A 20738-nucleotide genomic window follows, 5' to 3' on the forward strand; every position below is an offset into this window, starting at 1 on the left:
GAGAGGACTCCATTGAAGCGCAGTACGCGGGTGCTCACCGCGATGTTGCTCGTCGTGGTCCTAGGCGTGCTCGCGGTTCCCTTAGGTGTCCACTATGGGCCCCAGCTCGCAGCGGCGCTCCAGGAGCACGCCCCGGAGCCCGAACCGAGCGTTCCGGCCATCCAGCAGGCTCCCGAAGACGTCACGGCGCCAACGCTCGTCAGCCGCCTCGACTCCGGGGCGCCGGTCCCGGCGCCGGAAGTGCTCGCGCCGCTGCTGAACGAAGCACTGCAGGTCCCGGGAGACACACCGGTGACCGGCGTTGTCCTGGACGCTGCAACCGGTGAGTCCCTCTTTGATCAGGGCGGTGCCGAACTGCAGCTACCGGCGTCGAACATCAAGCTGCTCACGGCCACCGCCGTGCTTGCCAGGATCGATCCCGACCGCCGCCTCACCACCTCAGTTCACCGCGCCGGCACAGGCAACGTGCTGGTGCTGAAGGCGGGCGGGGATACCCTGCTGGGCTCGGGGGAGTCCAACCCGGAGGCCGTTGTGGGACGCGCGGGTCTTGCCACGCTTGCGGCCAGGACTGCCGAGGCGCTTGGGGGCGGCGGCCCCTATCAACTGGTCCTCGATGACACCCTCTTCGTCGGCCCGGTGCTGAATGCGAGCTGGCAGGAGGGTGACATCCAGGCCGGCGAGATTGCGCCGATTTACCCGCTCGCCATCAACTCCTCCTGGCTGGATGAGTCGAAGCAGGGCGGTGCGCGCGCAGACGATGCCGCCCTGGTGGCCGCCGCCGCTTTCCGGGACGCGCTGATCAGCGAAGGCGTCGAAGTCGCTGAAGGCATTGAGCGCCGGGCTGCCTCCGAGGAGGCGACGCTTCTGGCGGCAGTTGAATCCGGCACCGTCGAGGAACAGGTCGAGCACATGCTCCTCACCTCGGACAACTACCTCGCGGAGGTCCTGGCCAGGCTTGCCGCGGAAGCGAGCGGGCGGCCGGCATCATTCGGTGGTGGACTCGAGACGATCGCGGAGGTCATCAACGGCCTCGAACTGGAGACCGAGGGCATGGTGTTCGGGGACGCGTCGGGCCTTTCCCCACGCAACCGGGTCACGCCGCAGCAACTCGCCGGGGTGGTGCGGATCCTGCTCCGCAGCGACAACCGCGCCCTACGCCACGTGCTGCACGGGCTGCCGGTGGCCAGCCTTTCGGGGACACTGGCCGGCCGCTATAACGACGACGACGCCCCCACTTTCGCCGGCGCCGGCCTCGTGCGGGCCAAGACCGGGACGCTGAACGCTGTCACTGCCCTGAGCGGCTACGTGGTTTCGGCGGACGGCCGGTTGCTCGTGTTCTCCTTCATCGCCAGCGGGCTGGACGGGACAACCGCGCCGGCACGGGACGCCGTCGACGCCGCGGCCGCCGTTCTCGCAGGGTGCGGCTGCCGGTAGCCCGCCGAGCCGCGATCCCCGCCCTAATCCCTGCCGGCAATCCCGGCACGCCAATCCGATTACAGCTTGTCGATTAAGTGCATGTTTGCCGTCCACGAACCTCCGAGAAGCGGCGTGTCCCGCCGCGACACACACCTCATCCCCTCAGACCTGCACGGAATCGTTCGAGGAGCCCCCGCAAGCGACATCCCAGACTAGTGTGGTCGAATGGTCACCATGGACAGCAGCACTCCTATTCAGCTCGTCAACTGGGACCTGGCCGCCAGCAGCGCCGCGAAACTGGCCCCTCCGGGCCCCAAGCTGAGCGCAAGGGAGGTTGCCGCCGTCGTCGAAAATCTCCGTGAACTCGCCGACCTCTCCGTTGAACACGTCCACCGGATCACCGGGCTTGAGGCTGCCAGGGACCTGCGGGACTCCGACCTGGTGATCGTGGACCGCGCATCTTGGGCGAAGGCCAACACGCAGAGCTTCAAGGTCCTCATGGCGCCGGCAATCGAACACCTGATGCGCACCAAGGCGGAGCAGCTGAAGGCGGCAAACGCAGCACTCGGCGGCAGCATCACGGGCGCGCAGATGGGCGCGATCCTCGCGTTCCTCGCCAGCAAGGTGCTGGGGCAATACGATCCGTTCGGACCCTCCGGCCAGGGCAGGGGCGGCCGCCTGATGCTGGTTGCGCCGAACATCGTCTCGGTGGAGCGCGAACTCAACGTCGTCCCGGCCGACTTCCGGCTCTGGGTGTGCCTCCACGAGCAGACCCACCGCGTCCAGTTCGCCGCCGCGCCGTGGCTGAAGGACCACATGCTCGAGCACATTTCCGAGCTCACCGTGGGCCTGGCCGGCAAGGCCGACACCCTCGCCGAACGGCTTAGCGGCGCACTGAAGTCCCTACCGAACCGCGGCCAGGAGCACAAAGAAAAGCACGACGACGGCGTTCCCTCCTCCGACGGCGGTATCCTCTCACTGCTCCAGGAGCCCGAGGACAAGGCCCGGTTGTCCCACCTCACCGCCGTCATGAGCCTGCTGGAAGGCCACGCGAACGTGGTCATGGACGCCGTGGACTCCAGCATTGTGCCCACCGTGAAGACCATCCGCCGCCGCTTCAACGCCCGCGGCAAGACCCGCGGTCCGGTGGAGAAGTTCATCCGCCGCCTGATGGGCCTCGATGCGAAGATGCGCCAGTACAGTGACGGCGCCAAGTTCGTCCGCGCAGTTGTGGACGCCGTCGGCATGGAGGGGTTCAACCGCGTCTGGGAGCGGGCGGAGAACCTGCCCACCGAGAAGGAGATCCACGCACCGCAGGAGTGGGTCGCCCGGATGGGGCTGTGATCCGTCGGCCGCGCCTCAATCCGGTTGTCGGCACGGCACGAAACCTGGTGCGGGCAGCGCTGGACGAGGCGCAGGTCCCTCCCGGGTCACTGATCCTGGTGGCCTGCAGCGGAGGCGCCGATTCACTCGCCGTCGCCGCAACCACAGCGCACCTCGCACGGAGCGGGCAGTACCGGGTGGGCGCCGTCGTCGTCGATCACGGACTGCAGCCGGGCAGCGCTGACGTGGCCGAAACCGCGCGCACCCAATTGTCGGAACTCGGCCTCGAACCGGTCGAAGTGCGGCGGGTGAACGTACCCAGCAAGGGGATGGGCCCGGAAGCAGCGGCCCGGACGGCCCGCTACGCCGCGCTCGAGGCAGCCGTCGAACACCACGACGCCGGCGCGGTGCTGCTCGGTCACACCCTCGACGATCAGGCCGAGCAGGTGCTCCTCGGACTCTCGCGCGGATCGGGAACGCGCTCGCTGAGCGGTATGCCGGCGCGCAGGGGCGTCTATCTCCGCCCCTTCCTGGGCCTCCGGCGGTCCGACACCGAGGAAATCTGCCGATTCAGCGGGCTTGCCCCGTGGCACGACCCCACGAACGCCGACCCCTCCCTCACCCGCTCCCGCGTCCGCACCCAGGTGCTGCCCTATCTCGAGGACGCGCTCGGCCCCGGCATCGCCGAGGCCCTCCACCGCACCTCGCGCATCCTCGCGCAGGACGCCGCCTACCTCGAAGAGCTCGCTTACGCCGAGTACACCCGGCTAAGAACAACAACGCACGACGACGGCAGCCTCCTTTTGGGTGAGGATGCACTGCGCGCCCTGCCGCCTGCGCTGCGCCAACGCGTGCTGGCGCTCGCCGTGGTCGAACTCAGTGGAGTGCAGCCCAGTTTCGAGCGGCTGCTCGCCGCGGAGAACCTGCTGCGCCGGACGGGATCGGCCGGCCCGGTGCAGTTGGGCGGCAACGTGAGTGCCTACCGCCAGGTGCGCGGGCCCCGGGTTCCCCACGGTGACGCCAGCTATGGCAGTCTTGTCCTTAGGAAAAACCACGCCAAGCCGTCCTGAACGGCGCGGGCAAAAACCTCAATCCGGGAGTAATTGGTGGATTCACACGACGTCCAGGCGGACCTCAAGCACGTTCTCTACACCAAGGAAGAGATTCAGCAGCGGGTCCAGGAACTGGCCGCCGAAATTGACCGGGACTACGGGGACCGGGACGTCCTTATTGTCGGAGTCCTGAAGGGCGCCGTCATGGTGATGGCGGACCTCGCGCGCGCCATGCATTCCCACGTCACCATGGACTGGATGGCAGTATCTTCCTACGGTTCCGGCACGCAGTCTTCGGGTGTGGTGCGGATCCTGAAGGACCTGGAGACGGACCTCATGGGTAAGCACGTGCTCATTGTCGAGGACATCATCGACTCCGGCCTGACCCTCTCCTGGCTCAAGGCGAACCTGCTCTCCCGGGGGCCGGCGTCCGTCGAGATCTGCACCCTGCTGCGCAAGCCCGAAGCGGCGAAGGTCACCATCGACGTGAAGTATGTCGGCTATGACATCCCCAACGAGTTCGTGGTGGGCTATGGCCTTGATTTCGCGGAGAAGTACCGCAACCTGGACTTCATCGGCACGCTTGCGCCGCACGTCTACGAGTAGCCGGTTCAGGGGCCGAGGCGCCCATCGGCTACGCCCAGAGGGAACTTTCCTTTGCGCATATGCGTGGATTCTGCAGACGATGTAAAGCTGGTACTTGTTCGAGCGCACTGCACTGGAGACCAGCTGTACGGACCAGGGCTATTTGGTTGATGAAGCAGGAGGGACAGGGCATCCAGCCCTGAGTTGAATGAAATTCAAGAACATTTTCAGAGGACCCATTTTCTGGATAGTGCTGGCTGTTGTCGCACTCCTGGTGATCCTGCCCTCCGTTTTCAACAACAGCGGTTCGCGCGTGGATACCAATGTGGGCCTGGAGCTCCTCGAGAATAACCAGGTGGAGCAGGCCAAGATTGTCGACGGCGAGAACCGGGTGGACCTCACGCTGCGCGAGGACTACGAGGACCTCGGGCAGAGTGTCTACTTCCTCTTCAGCAACAACCGCGGGGAACTCGTTGTCGAGGCGATCAACTCCTCCGACGTGGACGGCTTCACGGACCAGCCCATCGAGAACAACTGGTTTACCAGCATCCTCGGACTGATCCTGCCCATCCTCATCCTGGGCGCCATCTTCTGGTTCCTGCTCAGCCGGATGCAGGGCGGCGGCTCCAAGGTCATGCAGTTCGGCAAGTCCAAGGCCAAGCTGATCAGCAAGGACATGCCGCAGGTCACCTTCAATGACGTTGCCGGCGCCGATGAAGCGGTGGAGGAACTTCACGAGATCAAGGAGTTCCTGCAGGAGCCCTCCAAGTTCCAGGCCCTGGGCGCCAAGATTCCCAAGGGCGTGCTGCTGTACGGCCCTCCCGGTACCGGTAAAACCCTGCTCGCCCGCGCCGTTGCCGGTGAAGCAGGCGTGCCGTTCTATTCGATCTCCGGCTCGGACTTCGTCGAGATGTTCGTTGGTGTGGGTGCCTCGCGTGTCCGCGACCTGTTCGAGCAGGCCAAGTCCAACGCTCCGGCCATCATCTTCGTTGACGAGATCGACGCCGTCGGCCGCCACCGTGGCGCCGGCGTCGGCGGTGGCAATGACGAGCGTGAACAGACGCTGAACCAGCTGCTGGTGGAGATGGACGGCTTTGACGCCAACACCAACGTCATCCTCATCGCTGCAACCAACCGCCCTGATGTCCTGGACCCGGCACTGCTCCGTCCGGGCCGCTTCGACCGGCAGATCGGCGTCGAGGCTCCGGATATGGGCGGCCGCGATCGCATCCTGCAGGTTCACGCCAAGGGTAAGCCGATGGCGCCCGGCGTGGATCTGCGCTCCGTGGCAAAGAAGACGCCGGGCTTCACCGGTGCGGATCTCGCTAACGTCCTCAATGAGGCAGCCCTGTTGACCGCGCGGTCTAACGCGCAGCTCATCGACGACCGCGCCCTTGATGAGGCGATCGACCGCGTCATTGCAGGCCCGCAGAAGCGCAGCCGCGTAATGAAGGAACTCGAGCGGAAAATCACCGCTTACCACGAGGGCGGCCACGCACTGGTGGCGGCAGCTCTCCGCAACACGGATCCCGTCACCAAGGTCACCATCCTGCCGCGCGGGCGTGCCCTCGGGTACACGATGGTGCTGCCGGCGGATGACAAATATTCGATCACGCGCAATGAACTGCTCGACCAGCTTGCGTACGCCATGGGCGGCCGGGTGGCCGAGGAAATCGTCTTCCACGATCCGTCTACTGGGGCTTCCAACGACATTGAGAAGGCAACCTCCACGGCGCGCAAGATGGTCACCCAGTACGGCATGAGCGAACGCATCGGCTCGGTGAAGCTGGGCCAGGGCGGCGGTGAACCGTTCCTCGGACGCGACATGGGCCATGAGCGCAACTACTCGGACCACATCGCCTACATCGTTGACGAGGAAGTCCGCCGCCTCATCGACAATGCCCATGACGAGGCCTACGCGATCCTTACCGAGAACCGCGACGTCCTCGATCGGCTGGCGCTGGAACTGCTGGAGCGCGAAACCTTGAACCAGGCGGAGATCGCAGAGGTTTTCGAGGACATCCGGAAGCGGGACGCCCGTCACGTCTGGCTCTCCAAGGACAGCCGGCCCGTGCATTCGCTGCCTCCCGTGGTTACTCCGAAGGAACGCGCCGAGGCAGAAGCCTCCGATGAGCCGGATCCGGACAGCGTTTCACCCCAGGACCAGATCGCCGATGCAAACCTGCCACGGGACTTTGATGTTCAGGGTGACGGCCTGCCGGAACCGGAGACGGAATCGGATGACAAGGGCGGCGCAACGGGAACCAATCGTTCCGACGGGACGGGTCCAACCCCGTAACCACTGGGGGACGGCCGTAGTGGCCGGGTTAGGATGCTTTGCGTGACCGATTTTGACGATGAGATGGTAAATGCTGCCCTGGCGGCCACCGGCTCCAAGGTAGACAAGCCCCGAATCGAGCGGGCGGTCAGGGAAATCCTGGCCGCAATCGGCGAGGATCCTGACCGGGACGGGCTTCAGGACACCCCCAAGCGGGTGGCGAAGGCGTACGCTGAATTCTTCGCCGGACTCCACCAGGATCCGAAGGATGTCCTCTCCGTTACCTTCGACCTGGACCACGAGGAACTGGTGCTGGTCAAGGACATCCCGTTCTACTCAACCTGCGAGCATCACCTCGTCCCATTTCACGGCACAGCGCACATCGGGTACATTCCCTCTGAAGAAGGGAAGATCACCGGCCTCAGCAAATTGGCGCGGTTGGTTGAGATTTACGCGCGTCGGCCACAGGTGCAGGAACGCCTGACCACGCAGATCGTCGACGCGCTGATGGAGCATCTGCAACCCAAGGGCGCCATTGTGGTTATCGAATGCGAACACCTGTGCATGTCGATGCGGGGCATTCGCAAGCCTGGAGCGAAAACCGTCACCTCGGCGGTGCGCGGCCAGGTGCGCGACGCCGCCACACGCGCCGAGGCCATGAGCCTGATACTCGGAAGATAGGACACCGCACTATATGGATTCACTCGCAGCAGCCCCAGGAACCGGACCAGCAACGTCGCCCCTGCCCGTCCTGAGGCCAACCCGGGTCCGCAAGTCCTTCGCGGACCTGCCAACCAACCGGACGCTCGTGATGGGAATCCTCAACGTCACTCCGGACTCCTTCAGCGACGGTGGCAGGTTCGCCACCGCTGACGACGCCATCGCCGAGGGCCTCCGCATGCACTACGCCGGAGCGGACATCGTTGACGTCGGCGGTGAGTCCACGCGGCCCAACGCAGAGCAGACCACCGTGGAGGAGGAGCAGGAGCGCATCCTCCCTGTCGTTGCCGCGCTGGTGAAGGCCGGTGCCCTGGTCAGCGTTGACACTATGCATGCCGCCACGGCGGCCAAGGCGCTTGACGCCGGTGCGGCTATCGTCAACGATGTCTCCGGCCTTGACTTCGATCCGGAGATGCCGGCGCTCATCGCGGAGCGCGGTGTCCCCTACGTCCTCATGCACAGCCGTGGCAACGCGCAGACCATGGACTCGCTCACCGATTACGACGACGTCGTGGAGGATGTCATCGCCGAGCTCATGAGCGTGCGGGACAAGTTCTATGAAGCGGGTGTCTCCGCCGAGCAGATCATCCTCGATCCGGGAATCGGTTTCGCCAAGAAGGGGGACCATAACTGGGAACTGCTGCGCTCACTGGAGCGCTTCGAGGTGCTCGGTCACCGGATCCTGGTGGGGGCATCCCGCAAAAGCTTCCTCGGCACCCTGCTGAGCACCGCGGGCAAGGCTGCCGCACCCGCCGAGCGGGATTCCGCGACCATTGCCGTGTCCACCCTGGCGGCTGCCGGCGGCGCCTGGTGCGCCCGCGTGCACGACGTCGGCCCCAACCTGGACGCCGTCAAGGTTGCCGCTTCCTGGACCAAGTAGGCGCACAATGACAACAGCTTCCAGCCCGCCCACGCGGCAGGACACCATCACGCTCACGGGGATCACCGCCGTCGGGCATCACGGCGTTTTCGAGCACGAGCGGCGCGACGGGCAACCGTTCATCGTGGACGTGGTGCTTCACCTCGACCTGCGCCCGGCAGGAATCTCGGATGACCTCACCCGAACCGCACACTACGGTGAACTGGCGGAGCAGGTCCGTAATCTCATCACCGGCGAACCGCTCAACCTCATCGAAGCCCTCGCTGAGCGCATCGCCGGGCACGTGCTGGAGTCCTTCGCCGTTGATGCGGTCGAGGTGACGGTGCACAAACCCAAGGCACCCATCGAAGTTCCGTTCGGAGACGTCACTGTTTCCATTTTCCGGGAACGCGCGTGAGCGGCACGGTGCGCTCAGTCCTCGCGCTGGGCAGCAACCTCGGGGAGAGCAATGACACGCTCTCACTGGCTGTGGCGGATATCGTCGACTCTCCGCATGTCCGGCTCCGCGAGGTCTCTCCCGTGGTGCTGTCCAAGGCCGTGGGCGGTCCTGAGCAGCCCGACTACCTGAACATGGTCATCGAGATCGAGACCGACCTGGGTCCGTACGAGCTGCTGGAACACTGCCAAACGGTGGAAAACAAGCATCACCGCGTGCGGACGGTCCGCTGGGGGCCCCGTACCCTGGACATCGACATCGTCACCTACGGGAACCTGGTCTCCGACGATGAGCGGCTCACCCTTCCGCATCCCCGGGCTGCTGAACGGGCGTTTGTGCTGCAGCCGTGGGCGTGGATGGATTCATCGGCCACGCTGGCGGGACGGCCGGTCACGGAACTGGCGGAGCAGGCGGATGATCTTTCCGGCCTCGCCCCGTTCGAGGGCGTGTAGCGCCCCCAGGGCTCGCTTCGCTCACCCCGGGTCCCTCGCGCTACGCTTAGGCTGTGGGCTCAATCAGGTTCGGCTGGCTGGTATTCATAGCCCTGGTGGCCGGTGCCGCGGGGTGGCTGGTCAATTGGGGGGCTACCCGTAACGGTTTCCCTACGCCGTCGCTGCCGCTCAGTTCCCTCCTCACCATCGCGGCCGTCATCGCGGTGACCCTTATCTTTGGACTGCGCGTCCGTCGCTGGCGCAACGGGAACGCCAAGCGTCGGCTGGATCCGCTTCTCGCCGCGCGCACAGTGGTCCTCGCGCAGGCCACGGCTTACGCGGGAGCCCTCAGCACCGGCTGGCACGTGGGCATCCTTGCCGATCAGCTCACCTGGGTGAACCTCACGGGCAATTTCGGACCCATTTGGGGGAGCGTCGCGTTGATTGCAGCCGGTATTGCGATGATTGTGGTTGGCCTGGTGGTGGAAAGCTTCTGCAAGCTGCCGCCGGATGACGACGCCGGGGCGGATGAGTCCCGGGAAAGTGGCGAGGGGGAGTATGCGTAGGGAAGAACCAATAGACCCAACCGGGATAGAGTGGACACAGGTCTCACCGAAGTACCTGAAAGTCCAGCTCGTTGGTTGGGCGATCAGCAGCGTGTTCTACCTGCTGATCCTGTCCGTGCCCCTCGTGTTGATGCTGACGGGGGTCTGGGATGGTTTCCCCGCTTGGCTGGCATGGCTGCTGCCCGCCGCCGTCGTCGTTCTCGCTGTGTGGCGCGGACTGCTGCTTCCGCGGCAGGTCCGCGCGATCGGCTACGCCGAACGTAACGAGGACCTGCTGATCCGGCGAGGCATATTCTTCCAGCGCACCATGGTGGTCCCGTATGGTCGCATGCAGTACGTCGACGTCGGCGTGGGGCCGATCGAGCGGGCGCTGGGGCTGTGCACGGTGAAGCTGCACACCGCCTCCCCAGGCACCAACGCGGAGATTCCGGGCCTGCCCTCGAGTGAGGGGGCCAGGCTCCGCGAGCAGCTCTCCGCGCGCGGTGAGGCGAAGCTGGCGGGACTGTGAGCGCCGTTCAACCGGATCCGGACCTGCTGGCAACTTCGACTGACGAATGGAAGCGCGTCCACATCATCTCGCCCCTGGTACGTGGTTGGATTGCCATCGCTGCCCTGCTCTTCTTCGGCGGCAGGGACTGGTTCGAAGGGATCCTGACCGGCGACGGTCCGGACTTCAACGGGAACACGGTTGGACTGGTGTGGGCGGTTGCGATCCTCGTCGGGGTCGCACTTCTGATTGCGGCAGGCTTCTTCCTGTCCTGGTACTTCACTCGCTACCAGGTGACCGAAGACCACGTCCGGGTGAACTCGGGAATCGTTTTCCGGCAGAACCGTCAGGCGCGGCTGGACCGGGTGCAGGCAATCGACGTGGTACAGCCGTTCCTTGCCCGCCTCTTCGGTCTCGCGGAGTTGAAGTTCGACGTCGCCGACGCCGGTGAGTCAGCGGTTCGGCTGTCGTTCCTGAAGTTGGGGGAGGCACAGAAGCTGCGCGCGACGATCCTCGCGCGGGCCGCCGGCGTTACCGTGGACCCCGACCATCCGGACGAAATCCAGGAAGCCCCGGAACGCGAGGTCCTGGCACTGACGCCTGCACGTGTGATCGGCGCGGCGGTGCTCTCGGGCAGCACCATCGTCGTCGTGATCGGTGGGATGGCCGTCATCGCGTCAGCGATCATCTTCGAGTCCGGGGCGTTGCTTGCAGCGATCCTTCCTCTCGCCATCGGCGTAATCAGTGCCTACTGGAATGCACTCAACACCGGGTTCAACTTCCGGGCCGCAATCTCCCCGGACGGTATCCGGATCCGCTACGGGCTGCTCGATACGCGGACCCAGACGGTGCCGCCCGGGCGGGTCCAGGCCGTTGGAGTGGTGCAGTCCCCGCTCTGGAGGTTGAAGGGCTGGTACAAGGTCACGGTCAATGTCGCCGGCTACGGCGCGTCCGCCAGCGGGGAAGCGCAGGCCCGGGCAACCCTCCTGCCGGTCGGCACCCGGGACGAGGTGCTGCAGATCCTTGCCCTTGTCCTCCCGGACCCGGGTACGGAACACCCGGTCGAGGTGTTCACAGCCGGTCTCGCCGGCCGGGATTCCGACGGCGGCTTCGTCACCACTCCACGCGGCGCCCGGCCCATCGCACCGCTGGCCTGGCGGCGCAACGGTGTAGCAGTGACCCGCACCGCGATTCTGGCGCGCTCCGGCGCTTGGTGGCGAGCGCTCGCCGTCGTACCCCACGAGCGCACGCAATCCCTTGCACTACATCAGGGACCGCTGGCCCGCCGGTTCAAGGTTGCCGACCTCGTCTTCCATACGACGCCGGGGCCCGTGTCCCCACGCGTGCGGCAGATCGAAACCGCGCAGGCGTGGACGCTGTTCCAGGAGCAGGCCGTCCGCGCAGCCGAGGCCCGCAGGCGCAGTGGGCCGGAACAATGGATGCGGCCCACTGAACAACCCACTACTGACGCAACGGCCGTGCCCGGACCTGCAGCTGAGCCTGCAGTCATGCCGGAACCCCCGTCTTACCAGGAAGGCCCGCAGAAGCAGTGACTACTCCCGAGGCACTGCCGTCCCGCGAAGGACGGCGGAAACCCGGCCGGCTCGGTGTCGGCGTCATCGGTGCGGGCAGGGTCGGTGCGGTGCTGGGGGCTGCCCTGCGTGCCGCGGAGCACGCCGTCGTCGGTGTTTCGGCGGTGTCGGAGGCAAGCAGGGAGCGGGCCGAGAACCTCCTGCCGGGGGTGCCGATACTGCCCATTCCGGAGATCGTCGAGCGCGCGGAGCTGGTTCTTGTAGCAGTGCCCGACGACGCCTTGCCCGAACTCGTAGCGGGTCTCGCGGCCGTGGGCGCCTGGCAGCCCGGGCAGTTGGTCGCGCACACCTCCGGCCGCTTCGGAACCGGCGTGCTTGAACCGGCGCGCGAACTCGGCGCCATTCCGCTCGCGTTGCACCCGGCCATGACGTTCACCGGATTGAGTCTGGACCTGACCCGGTTGCCGGACTGCTCGTTCGGGGTCACCGCCCCGGCGGCGGTTCTACCGGTCGCGCAGGCGCTGGTGGTCGAGATGGGGGCGGAGCCGGTTGTCGTCGAAGAAGAGGACAGGGTTCTCTACCACGCGGCGCTCGCCCACGCATCGAACCACCTTGTAACCCTCGCAGCGCAGTCCACACAGCTACTCGTGGCTATCGGGATCGAACGGCCTGACAGGCTTCTTGGCCCGCTCATGCGCGCATCACTGGAGAACGCGCTCGCTGCCGGCGAGGGTGCCCTCACCGGACCGGTTGCGCGCGGAGACTCAGGCACGGTCAAGGCGCACTCCGCTGCCCTGGCCTCGGCTCCCGAGGACGTGCGCCGCGCCTACCTGGAACTCGCGGCCGTCACCGCGGCGCGCGGAGTGAAGCGCGGTCTGCTGACACCCGACCAGGGCCTGGCCATCACGCGCGCACTTCAGCAATCCGGAGAGGACGATCAGTGAGTCCACGCGTCATCACCACCGCGGCGGAGCTCCGCGCGGCAACGATCAAACTTCTGTCGGCAGCCGGACCTGGGCCCGTGAGCCTGGGCCTGGTACCCACCATGGGCGCACTCCACGAGGGCCACGCGGCCCTCGCTCGTGCTGCCCGGGAGGAGAACGACGTCGTTGTTGCCACCATCTTCGTGAATCCGTTGCAGTTCGGGGATGCGGGTGACCTCGACCGGTACCCCCGGACACTCGATGCCGACGTCGAACTGTTGGGCCGGCAGGGAGTCGACCTCGTGTTCGCGCCGAGCCAGGACGAGGTCTATCCCGACGGCGAACCTCTTGTGCGGCTGTCCGCCGGCAGGCTCGGCGAGAAGTTTGAGGGCGAGTTTCGGCCCGGGCACTTCGACGGCATGCTCACGGTGGTGGCCAAGCTCCTGCACCTTGCCTGGCCGGCCGCCGACGCCGGCTACCGCGCCTACTTCGGTCAGAAGGATGCGCAGCAGTTGGTACTGATCGGCCGTATGGCGCGGGACCTGAACTTCGCCGTCGAAATCCGCGCCGTGCCCACCGTCCGCACAGCCGAAGGGCTCGCCCGCTCCAGCCGCAACCGTTTCCTGACCGATGAAGAGGCCGGCGCGGCCCTCGTCCTTTCACGCACCCTCCGGTTGCTGGAGGAGCGCGCAAGGCGATGTGAACCGCTTGACCTGGATTCCGCCGTCGCGCTCGTCCACAGCCAGCCGCTGGTTGCGCTCGAATACCTGGAGGTGGTGGACTTAGCGACGCTGGAGCCGCTGGCTTTCAACTGCCGGGAGACACCGTTTACGGGGGAGGGTCTGGCGCTGATCGCCGCGAGGGTAGGCAGTGTGCGGCTGATCGACAACCAGCCACTGAAAGCTGAGCCGCATAAAGACCAGACTGACGGGCAAGGCTGAACCGGTAACCTTAGATACCGTGACCACTGAGCCAAGCCTTACCACCGAAGAATTCAACGAGCAGATGCGCATCCGCATGGAAAAGCGTGCGCAGCTGCTGGAGCGCGGGGAAGACGCCTACCAGGTGTTGCCCGAGCGCAGTTCTTCACTCGGCGACATCCGGAAACGCTTCGCGGACCTGGAGGCCGGGGACTCCACCGGTGAGAACGTCAGCGTGGTTGGTCGCGTGGTCTTTCTGCGGAACACCGGCAAGCTATGCTTCGCAACGCTGCAGGAGGGCGACGGTACCCGCCTTCAGGCGATGCTGAGCCTCGCCGTCGTCGGTGAAGAATCTCTGGCGGACTGGAAGGCCACCGTAGATCTGGGTGACCATGTGCAGGTAAGCGGAGAAGTGATCAGCTCGCGCCGTGGGGAACTCTCCGTGATGGCTGAATCCTGGAAGATGGCTTCGAAGGCGCTGCGCCCCCTTCCCACGCTGCATGCCGGCGTGAACGAGGAAACCCGCGTCCGGCAGCGGTACGTGGACCTCATGGTGCGCGAGGAAGCACGCGAGATGGTCCGCACCCGGGCCGCGATTACCCGCAGCATCCGTGAGACGCTCCACTCGCACCAGTACGTCGAGGTTGAAACGCCTATTCTGCAGTTGGTTCATGGCGGTGCCACAGCCCGTCCTTTTGAAACCCACGTGAATGCCTTCGACCAGAAGATGACGCTGCGCATCGCGCTGGAACTCTATTTGAAGCGCGCAGTGGTCGGCGGAATTGACCGTGTGTATGAGATGGGACGCATTTTCCGGAACGAGGGTGTGGACTCGACACACAGCCCGGAATTCACCATGCTCGAGTGCTACGAGGCTTATGCCGACCAGTTCGTAATGGCGGAGCGCATGAAGGAGATCATCCTGAATTGCGCTGACCTTCTTGGTTCGAGGCAACTCGAAACCGGACGGGGAATGATCGATCTCGACGGGGAATGGCGTTGGCTCGGTGTTTATCCTGGGCTTTCGGAATCGATAGGGCAGGAAATTACTCCCGAGACTGACAAAGGCACGCTTCTGACGCTGGCCAAGGAACGGGAAATTTCGGTAGATGAGAACTGGGATGAGGAGAAGCTGGTCCTTGAGCTTTTCAGCGAGATTGTTGAGCCGACGCTTCTGCAGCCCACATTCGTTTACGACTATCCGCCGTCGGCTCAGCCCCTGGCACGGCAGCATCGTGACGATCCGCGGCTGATTGAGGCCTGGGATCTCATCATCGGCGGCATGGAACGAGGGACCGCGTTTTCGGAGCTTATTGACCCGGTGATCCAGCGGGAGCGCCTGACTGAGCAGTCCCGCCGCGCCGCAGCCGGTGACGATGAAGCCATGCAGCTGGATGAGGACTTTTTGCGCGCCCTTGAATATGGTGCACCGCCCATGGGCGGAATAGGCCTTGGAATCGATCGTGTAGTGATGCTTTTCACTTCTACCGGGATCCGCGAAACCATCCTATTCCCGCTGCTCAAGCCGGAACTGGGTTAATTCATGGAGTATTTGGCCGTTCTCTTGCCCTCCCTCGCGGTGGGCGCTATCTTCTACTTTGTCATGCGGGCGATCTTCAACGCCGATAGGGCTGAGCGCGAAGCGGAGGCTGCGGAACGTACTGCGCGTGGCAATTCGCCGGCGAAATCCGCGCCGGAGGACCCCAAGGATTCCGAAGACGGGGATACGTCCCGCTAAGCCCGTTTATGTCTGCCCTTTGACGCGGACATTCCACCGGATGATAATTACTCTGGAATCAGTATTTCGTCCGGTATGGGCATTACATCTGAACATGGGAGAAAAATCGTGGCTCAAAAAGTCAAAATCATTCTTATTGACGACCTCGATGGCGGCGAGGCAGATGAGACCGTGAGGTTTGGTCTGGATGGCGTGCAGTATGAAATGGACCTTTCCTCGGCCCATGCAAAGGACCTTCGCGATGCGCTGGCGCCCTATGTGTCCGCGGCACGCCGCGAGAGCCAGTCAAAGCCGCGACAGAGCGCTCCGGCACGAAACCAGGAGGCGGCGCAGATCCGCGAATGGGCGAAGTCAAACGGGTACAACGTCTCCTCGCGGGGCCGGGTGAACTCGGAGATCATCGAGGCGTACCGCGCCGCCCAGCGGTAACGGCCTTCCGTACGCTGCTTTTCGCGGCGCGTTCTGCCGCGCCGTTCGCACCTTGAGGGCATCCATGGGCTATCTCGCCTGTGGCGAACACGCTCCACAAGGCACCTCCATGCACGTAGCATCGAATTACGCGTTAGCTAGGAGTGTGGCTCATGTTTGAGAGATTTACGGATCGTGCCCGTCGGGTTGTCGTGCTGGCCCAAGAAGAAGCCCGCATGCTCAACCACAACTACATCGGCACCGAGCACATCCTGCTTGGGCTAATTCACGAGGGTGAAGGGGTTGCCGCAAAGGCCCTGGAGTCCCTCAGCATTTCCCTGGGCGCTGTGCGCGAGCAGGTGCAGGAGATCATCGGGCAGGGCCAGCAGGCCCCATCCGGCCATATCCCCTTCACCCCGCGCGCCAAGAAAGTGCTGGAGCTCTCGCTCCGGGAGGCCCTGCAGCTCGGCCATAACTACATCGGCACCGAACACATCCTGCTCGGGCTCATCCGTGAGGGCGAGGGTGTTGCAGCGCAGGTGCTGGTCAAGCTCGGTGCTGACCTCAACCGCGTTCGCCAGCAGGTAATCCAGCTGCTCTCCGGCTACCAGGGCAAGGAACCCGTGGCCTCAGGCGGCCAGCAGCAGGAAGGCACCCCTGCAGGCTCAGTGGTTCTTGACCAGTTTGGGCGCAACCTCACGCAGGCTGCGCGCGAAGGCAAGCTGGACCCCGTGATCGGCCGCGAGCTTGAGATGGAACGCGTCATGCAGGTCCTCTCGCGCCGCACCAAGAACAACCCTGTGCTGATCGGTGAGCCCGGCGTCGGCAAGACCGCCGTCGTCGAGGGACTCGCCCAGGCGATCGTGCGCGGTGATGTGCCTGAAACCATCCGCGACAAGCAGCTGTACACTCTGGACCTCGGGTCTCTCGTGGCCGGTTCACGCTACCGCGGTGATTTCGAGGAGCGCCTGAAGAAGGTGCTCAAGGAAATCCGTACCCGTGGCGACATCATCCTGTTCATCGATGAGATCCACACCCTCGTCGGTGCCGGCGCAGCTGAAGGTGCAATTGACGCGGCGTCCATCCTGAAACCAATGCTGGCCCGCGGTGAACTGCAGACCATCGGCGCCACCACCCTTGATGAGTACCGCAAGCACATTGAGAAGGACGCAGCTCTTGAGCGCCGCTTCCAGCCCATCCAGGTCCAGGAGCCGTCGGTGGCGCACGCCATTGAAATCCTGAAGGGCCTGCGGGACCGCTATGAGGCCCATCACCGCGTCTCCATCACCGATGCCGCGCTGGCCTCTGCTGCAAACCTCGCCGAGCGGTACATTTCCGACCGCTTTCTGCCGGACAAGGCAATTGACCTGATTGATGAAGCCGGAGCCCGCCTGCGCATTCGCCGGATGACGGCCCCGCCGGAGCTCAAAGAGATCGATGAGCGCATCGCCGATGTGAAGCGCGAGAAGGAATCGGCCATTGACGCCCAGGACTTCGAGGGTGCTGCGCGGCTGCGCGATCGGGAGCAGAAGCTCCATGATGAGCGCATGGACAAGGAGCGTCGCTGGAAGTCCGGTGGCCTGGATGACATCGCAGAGGTTGATGAGGAGCTGATCGCGGAGGTGCTCGCCAACTCCACCGGCATTCCTGTCTTCAAACTCACCGAGGAAGAGTCCTCGCGGCTGCTTCACATGGAAGATGAACTCCACAAGCGGGTCATCGGCCAGGATGATGCCATCAAGGCGATCTCGCAGGCAATCCGGCGTACCCGTGCCGGCCTGAAGGATCCCAAGCGTCCGGGTGGTTCGTTCATCTTCGCCGGCCCCACCGGCGTCGGAAAGACGGAGCTCGCGAAGGCCCTCGCGGAATTCCTGTTCGGCGACGAAGATTCGCTGATCACGCTGGACATGTCGGAGTACTCGGAGAAGCACACCGTTTCCCGTCTCTTCGGTGCCCCTCCGGGATATGTCGGTTACGAGGAGGGCGGCCAGCTCACGGAGAAGGTCCGGCGTCGGCCTTTCTCTGTGGTGCTGTTCGACGAGGTGGAGAAGGCGCACGCAGACCTCTTCAACTCGCTCCTCCAAATCCTCGAGGACGGCCGTCTCACGGACAGCCAGGGCCGCGTGGTGGACTTCAAGAACACCGTCATCATCATGACCACCAACCTTGGTACGCGGGATATCTCGAAGGGTGTCATGACCGGCTTCCAGTCGGGCACGGACACCAACACGAACTACTCCCGCATCAAGGCCAAGGTCACCGAGGAACTCAAGCAGCACTTCCGGCCCGAGTTCCTCAACCGTGTGGATGACACCGTGGTGTTCCCGCAGCTCACACAGGAAGAGATTGTGCAGATCGTGGATCTGTTCCTCGAGCGGCTTGGTAAGCGCATGGCAGACAAGGGTATGAGCATCGAACTCACTCCCGCCGCCAAGGTGCTGCTGGCTACACGTGGTTATGATCCCGCGATGGGTGCGCGGCCGCTCCGCCGCACCATCCAGCGCGAGATCGAGGACCAACTGTCCGAGAAGATCCTGTTTGGCGAGATCAAGTCCGGGGAGATCGTGTCGGTGGACGTTGAGGGTGAGGGAGACGAAGCCCAATTTACATTCGTGGGCCACGGCGCACCGAAGGAGATCGAGGATTCGCCAGCTGCCATTGAGGCCGCGGTCCCCGAGTAACCGCAAATCACTCAGCAGTGCAAAGGGAAACGTCCCGCATCGATTGATGCGGGACGTTTCCCTTTCCGTGTTCAGTATGGGTGCCTCAAGCAATGGCATTACTCTCTTAGTGAAGTGACTGTGAAGTAGCACACATCCGGTGATAGAGATGGAGGATGACTCCCGACACCAATTCACCTACCCCCGTGAAGCCGAAGACGCCATTCCATGACCTGGACCACTTCGTCGCCATTCCCCGATTGGGCGGGCTCGCCGTCAACGCCGACGGAACCCGGCTCGTCACCTCGGTGGCCACGCTCAATTCGAAAAGCAACGCCTACGTCTCCGCCCTCTGGGAGCTCGATCCAGAGGGAAACGCTCCGGCCCGCCGCATTACCCGGAGCGCCAAGGGCGAAGCAGGAGCGGCCTTCCTGGCGAATGGCGACTTGCTCTTCACCTCTACCCGCCCGGATCCGGAGAACTCCGACGAGGACCCGGTCAGCGCATTGTGGAAGCTACCAGCGCAGGGCGGCGAAGCTCGAATAGTGCATTCCCGCCGCGGTGGGGTGCAGGGCGTGGTGGCGGCGCGGAAATCGGATGCCGCCGTCGTTGTTGCGGAGGTTCTCGCCGGCTCCTCAGATGAGAAGGACGACGATGAGCGCCGTAAGGCGCGCAAGGAAGCAGGGGTCGAGGCGATCCTGCACACGGGCTATCCCGTCCGTCACTGGGACGCCGATCTCGGTCCGGCCGAGCCCCGGTTCTTCGTTGTCGAAGAGGGCGAGCAGGAGGTGCTCAGACCGGCCACGGTGGACGAGCAGCCGCAATTCTCCCTGCGCAACGTCACCGTCGGCATGGGCGGCAGCCTCCGGAACAGTTCCCCGAGCATCAGCCCCGACGGCACGGTCATCATCGCGGGCCAGACTGTACCGGCGGGCAAAGGCGACCAACGGTCGGTCCTGGTGCGCATCGACTCCGCAACAGGGGACCGTACGGTCATCCTCGATTCCCCCGACTACGACTACGACGCCGGCCCCATCAGCCCGGACAGCTCCACGGTTGTGGTGAGCGTCGACCGGCGCACCGGCCCGGATACCCCGCCCGACGTTAAGCTCGGGCTGCTTCCCGTGAACGGTGGGACGCTCGCTGCGCTGGCTGCCGATTGGGACGCCTGGCCGTCTCCCGCAGCGTGGCTTCCGGACGGCAGCGGCCTGGTTGTGACAGCCGACGACGACGGCGCGTCGCCCGTTTTTACCGTCGACGTCGCAACTGGGGCAGTCCGCCGGATAACGCAGGACGCGGCGTCGTACACCGACGTCGTCGTCTCGCCCGATGGCGCCACGGTCTATGCGCTGCGCAGCTCCTACGAGTTCCCGCCGGAGGTGGTGCGGATCGACCTCGCTTCGGGAACCGTCACCCCGCTCCCAGGGCCGGTGGAGCGCCCGGCGCTGTCGGGACGGCTCGAGCGCGTCGAGACCACGGGGGAGGACGGCCATCCGGTGAAGTCCTACCTCGTCCTGCCCGAGGGCGCCGGTGATTCCAGCCCGGCTCCGCTCCTGCTGTGGATCCACGGTGGGCCGCTCGGCTCCTGGAACGCGTGGACCTGGCGGTGGTCGCCGTGGCTGCTGGCCGCGAAGGGCTACGCCGTGCTGTTGCCGGACCCTGCACTTTCCACCGGTTACGGCCAGAAGATGATCGAGCGCGGCTGGGGTGCCTGGGGCGATGCTCCGTTCACCGATCTCATGGCGGCAACCGACGCCGTCGTGGCCCGCCCTGACATCGACGAGAGCAGGACCGCCGCGATGGGCGGCTCGTTCGGCGGCTACATGGCCAACTGGGTGGCCGGCCACACAGACCGTTTCAACGCGATCGTGACGCACGCCAGCCTCTGGGCGCTGGACCAGTTCGGGCCCACCACGGACGCCTCGTTCTACTGGGAGAAGGAGATGACGCCCGAGATGGCGCTCGCCAACTCCCCGCACGCGCACGTCGAAAAGATCAGCACGCCGATGCTCGTCATCCACGGTGACAAGGACTACCGTGTGCCGATCGGCGAGGGTCTGCGGCTCTGGTATGAACTGCTGTCCAAGTCGGCGTTGCCTGCGGATGCCAACGGCGAGACGGACCACCGGTTCCTGTACTTCCCGGATGAGAATCACTGGATCCTCAAACCGCAGCACGCGAAGATCTGGTACGGCGTCGTCGAGCACTTCCTTGCCCGTCACGTGCTGGGCGAGAAGGTGGAGGTACCCGCCGAACTGGGGCTGTAAAGTCCCTAGGTGCGTGTGTCGGTAGTGGTTTGACCGTCTCGCAGGGTTGAGCGCTGATTGCCGGGCCGCAGTCCGTTGTCCTGGAATTGGTGACCGGATACCGGTTTGCGGGGACG

The 20738-nt window shown here is 64.8% G+C and carries 19 protein-coding genes; all 19 read left to right on the forward strand.

Features of this window, described 5'->3' with window-relative positions; genetic code table 11:
• Positions 1–12 precede the first annotated feature (12 nt).
• Entirely contained in the window at positions 13–1434 is a 1422-nt protein-coding gene (gene dacB, locus ACX80C_RS15835; protein WP_459327415.1) for a D-alanyl-D-alanine carboxypeptidase/D-alanyl-D-alanine endopeptidase, read from the forward strand.
• A gap of 216 nt (positions 1435–1650) precedes the next feature.
• Positions 1651–2760 (forward strand): zinc-dependent metalloprotease, encoded by a 1110-nt coding sequence (locus ACX80C_RS15840; protein WP_459327416.1) that lies wholly within the window; start codon positions 1651–1653, stop codon positions 2758–2760.
• Positions 2757–3809 carry a tRNA lysidine(34) synthetase TilS gene (gene tilS, locus ACX80C_RS15845; RefSeq protein WP_459327417.1) on the forward strand — a complete coding sequence of 351 codons (1053 nt, stop codon included), beginning with the start codon at positions 2757–2759 and terminating at the stop codon, positions 3807–3809. Before ACX80C_RS15840 ends, tilS begins: the two co-directional genes overlap by 4 nt.
• Positions 3810–3845: 36 nt before the next feature.
• On the forward strand, positions 3846–4397 hold the full coding sequence (gene hpt, locus ACX80C_RS15850) for a hypoxanthine phosphoribosyltransferase (RefSeq protein ID WP_459327418.1): 552 nt from the start codon (positions 3846–3848) through the stop codon (positions 4395–4397).
• A gap of 187 nt (positions 4398–4584) precedes the next feature.
• Positions 4585–6675, forward strand: coding sequence for an ATP-dependent zinc metalloprotease FtsH (gene ftsH / locus ACX80C_RS15855; RefSeq protein ID WP_459327419.1), 2091 nt, complete (start codon positions 4585–4587; stop codon positions 6673–6675).
• 42 nt (positions 6676–6717) lie between these two features.
• Positions 6718–7335, forward strand: coding sequence for a GTP cyclohydrolase I FolE (gene folE, locus ACX80C_RS15860; RefSeq protein ID WP_459327420.1), 618 nt, complete (start codon positions 6718–6720; stop codon positions 7333–7335).
• A 13-nt stretch (positions 7336–7348) separates the two neighbouring features.
• Entirely contained in the window at positions 7349–8254 is a 906-nt protein-coding gene (folP, locus tag ACX80C_RS15865) for a dihydropteroate synthase (protein ID WP_459327421.1), read from the forward strand.
• A 7-nt stretch (positions 8255–8261) separates the two neighbouring features.
• On the forward strand, positions 8262–8651 hold the full coding sequence (gene folB, locus ACX80C_RS15870; protein ID WP_459327422.1) for a dihydroneopterin aldolase: 390 nt from the start codon (positions 8262–8264) through the stop codon (positions 8649–8651).
• The gene (folK, locus tag ACX80C_RS15875) at positions 8648–9142 is read left to right on the forward strand and encodes a 2-amino-4-hydroxy-6-hydroxymethyldihydropteridine diphosphokinase (RefSeq protein ID WP_459327423.1); all 495 of its coding nucleotides are present in this window, start codon (positions 8648–8650) and stop codon (positions 9140–9142) included. The genes folB and folK overlap by 4 nt, the downstream gene beginning before the upstream one ends.
• 53 nt (positions 9143–9195) lie before the next feature.
• Positions 9196–9687, forward strand: coding sequence for a DUF3180 domain-containing protein (locus ACX80C_RS15880; RefSeq protein WP_459327424.1), 492 nt, complete (start codon positions 9196–9198; stop codon positions 9685–9687).
• On the forward strand, positions 9680–10195 hold the full coding sequence (locus tag ACX80C_RS15885) for a PH domain-containing protein (RefSeq protein WP_459327425.1): 516 nt from the start codon (positions 9680–9682) through the stop codon (positions 10193–10195). Before ACX80C_RS15880 ends, ACX80C_RS15885 begins: the two co-directional genes overlap by 8 nt.
• Entirely contained in the window at positions 10192–11727 is a 1536-nt protein-coding gene (locus ACX80C_RS15890; RefSeq protein ID WP_459327426.1) for a PH domain-containing protein, read from the forward strand. Before ACX80C_RS15885 ends, ACX80C_RS15890 begins: the two co-directional genes overlap by 4 nt.
• Positions 11724–12650: a Rossmann-like and DUF2520 domain-containing protein gene (locus tag ACX80C_RS15895; RefSeq protein WP_459327427.1), complete on the forward strand. Its 927-nt coding sequence runs from the start codon at positions 11724–11726 to the stop codon at positions 12648–12650. Before ACX80C_RS15890 ends, ACX80C_RS15895 begins: the two co-directional genes overlap by 4 nt.
• Positions 12647–13570 (forward strand): pantoate--beta-alanine ligase, encoded by a 924-nt coding sequence (gene panC / locus ACX80C_RS15900; protein ID WP_459327428.1) that lies wholly within the window; start codon positions 12647–12649, stop codon positions 13568–13570. The genes ACX80C_RS15895 and panC overlap by 4 nt, the downstream gene beginning before the upstream one ends.
• Positions 13571–13634: 64 nt before the next feature.
• Positions 13635–15089 carry a lysine--tRNA ligase gene (gene lysS, locus ACX80C_RS15905; RefSeq protein WP_459327434.1) on the forward strand — a complete coding sequence of 485 codons (1455 nt, stop codon included), beginning with the start codon at positions 13635–13637 and terminating at the stop codon, positions 15087–15089.
• A 3-nt stretch (positions 15090–15092) separates the two neighbouring features.
• Positions 15093–15287 carry a hypothetical protein gene (locus ACX80C_RS15910; RefSeq protein ID WP_459327429.1) on the forward strand — a complete coding sequence of 65 codons (195 nt, stop codon included), beginning with the start codon at positions 15093–15095 and terminating at the stop codon, positions 15285–15287.
• Between the two features lie 108 nt (positions 15288–15395).
• Complete coding sequence (locus ACX80C_RS15915; RefSeq protein WP_167995625.1) at positions 15396–15716, forward strand: Lsr2 dimerization domain-containing protein; 321 nt, start codon at positions 15396–15398, stop codon at positions 15714–15716.
• A 152-nt stretch (positions 15717–15868) separates the two neighbouring features.
• Positions 15869–18376, forward strand: a complete 2508-nt coding sequence (locus tag ACX80C_RS15920) for an ATP-dependent Clp protease ATP-binding subunit (protein WP_459327430.1) — start codon at positions 15869–15871, stop codon at positions 18374–18376.
• A gap of 155 nt (positions 18377–18531) precedes the next feature.
• On the forward strand, positions 18532–20622 hold the full coding sequence (locus ACX80C_RS15925) for a S9 family peptidase (protein WP_459327431.1): 2091 nt from the start codon (positions 18532–18534) through the stop codon (positions 20620–20622).
• Positions 20623–20738 lie beyond the last annotated feature (116 nt).

Source organism: Arthrobacter tecti, from assembly GCF_054511355.1.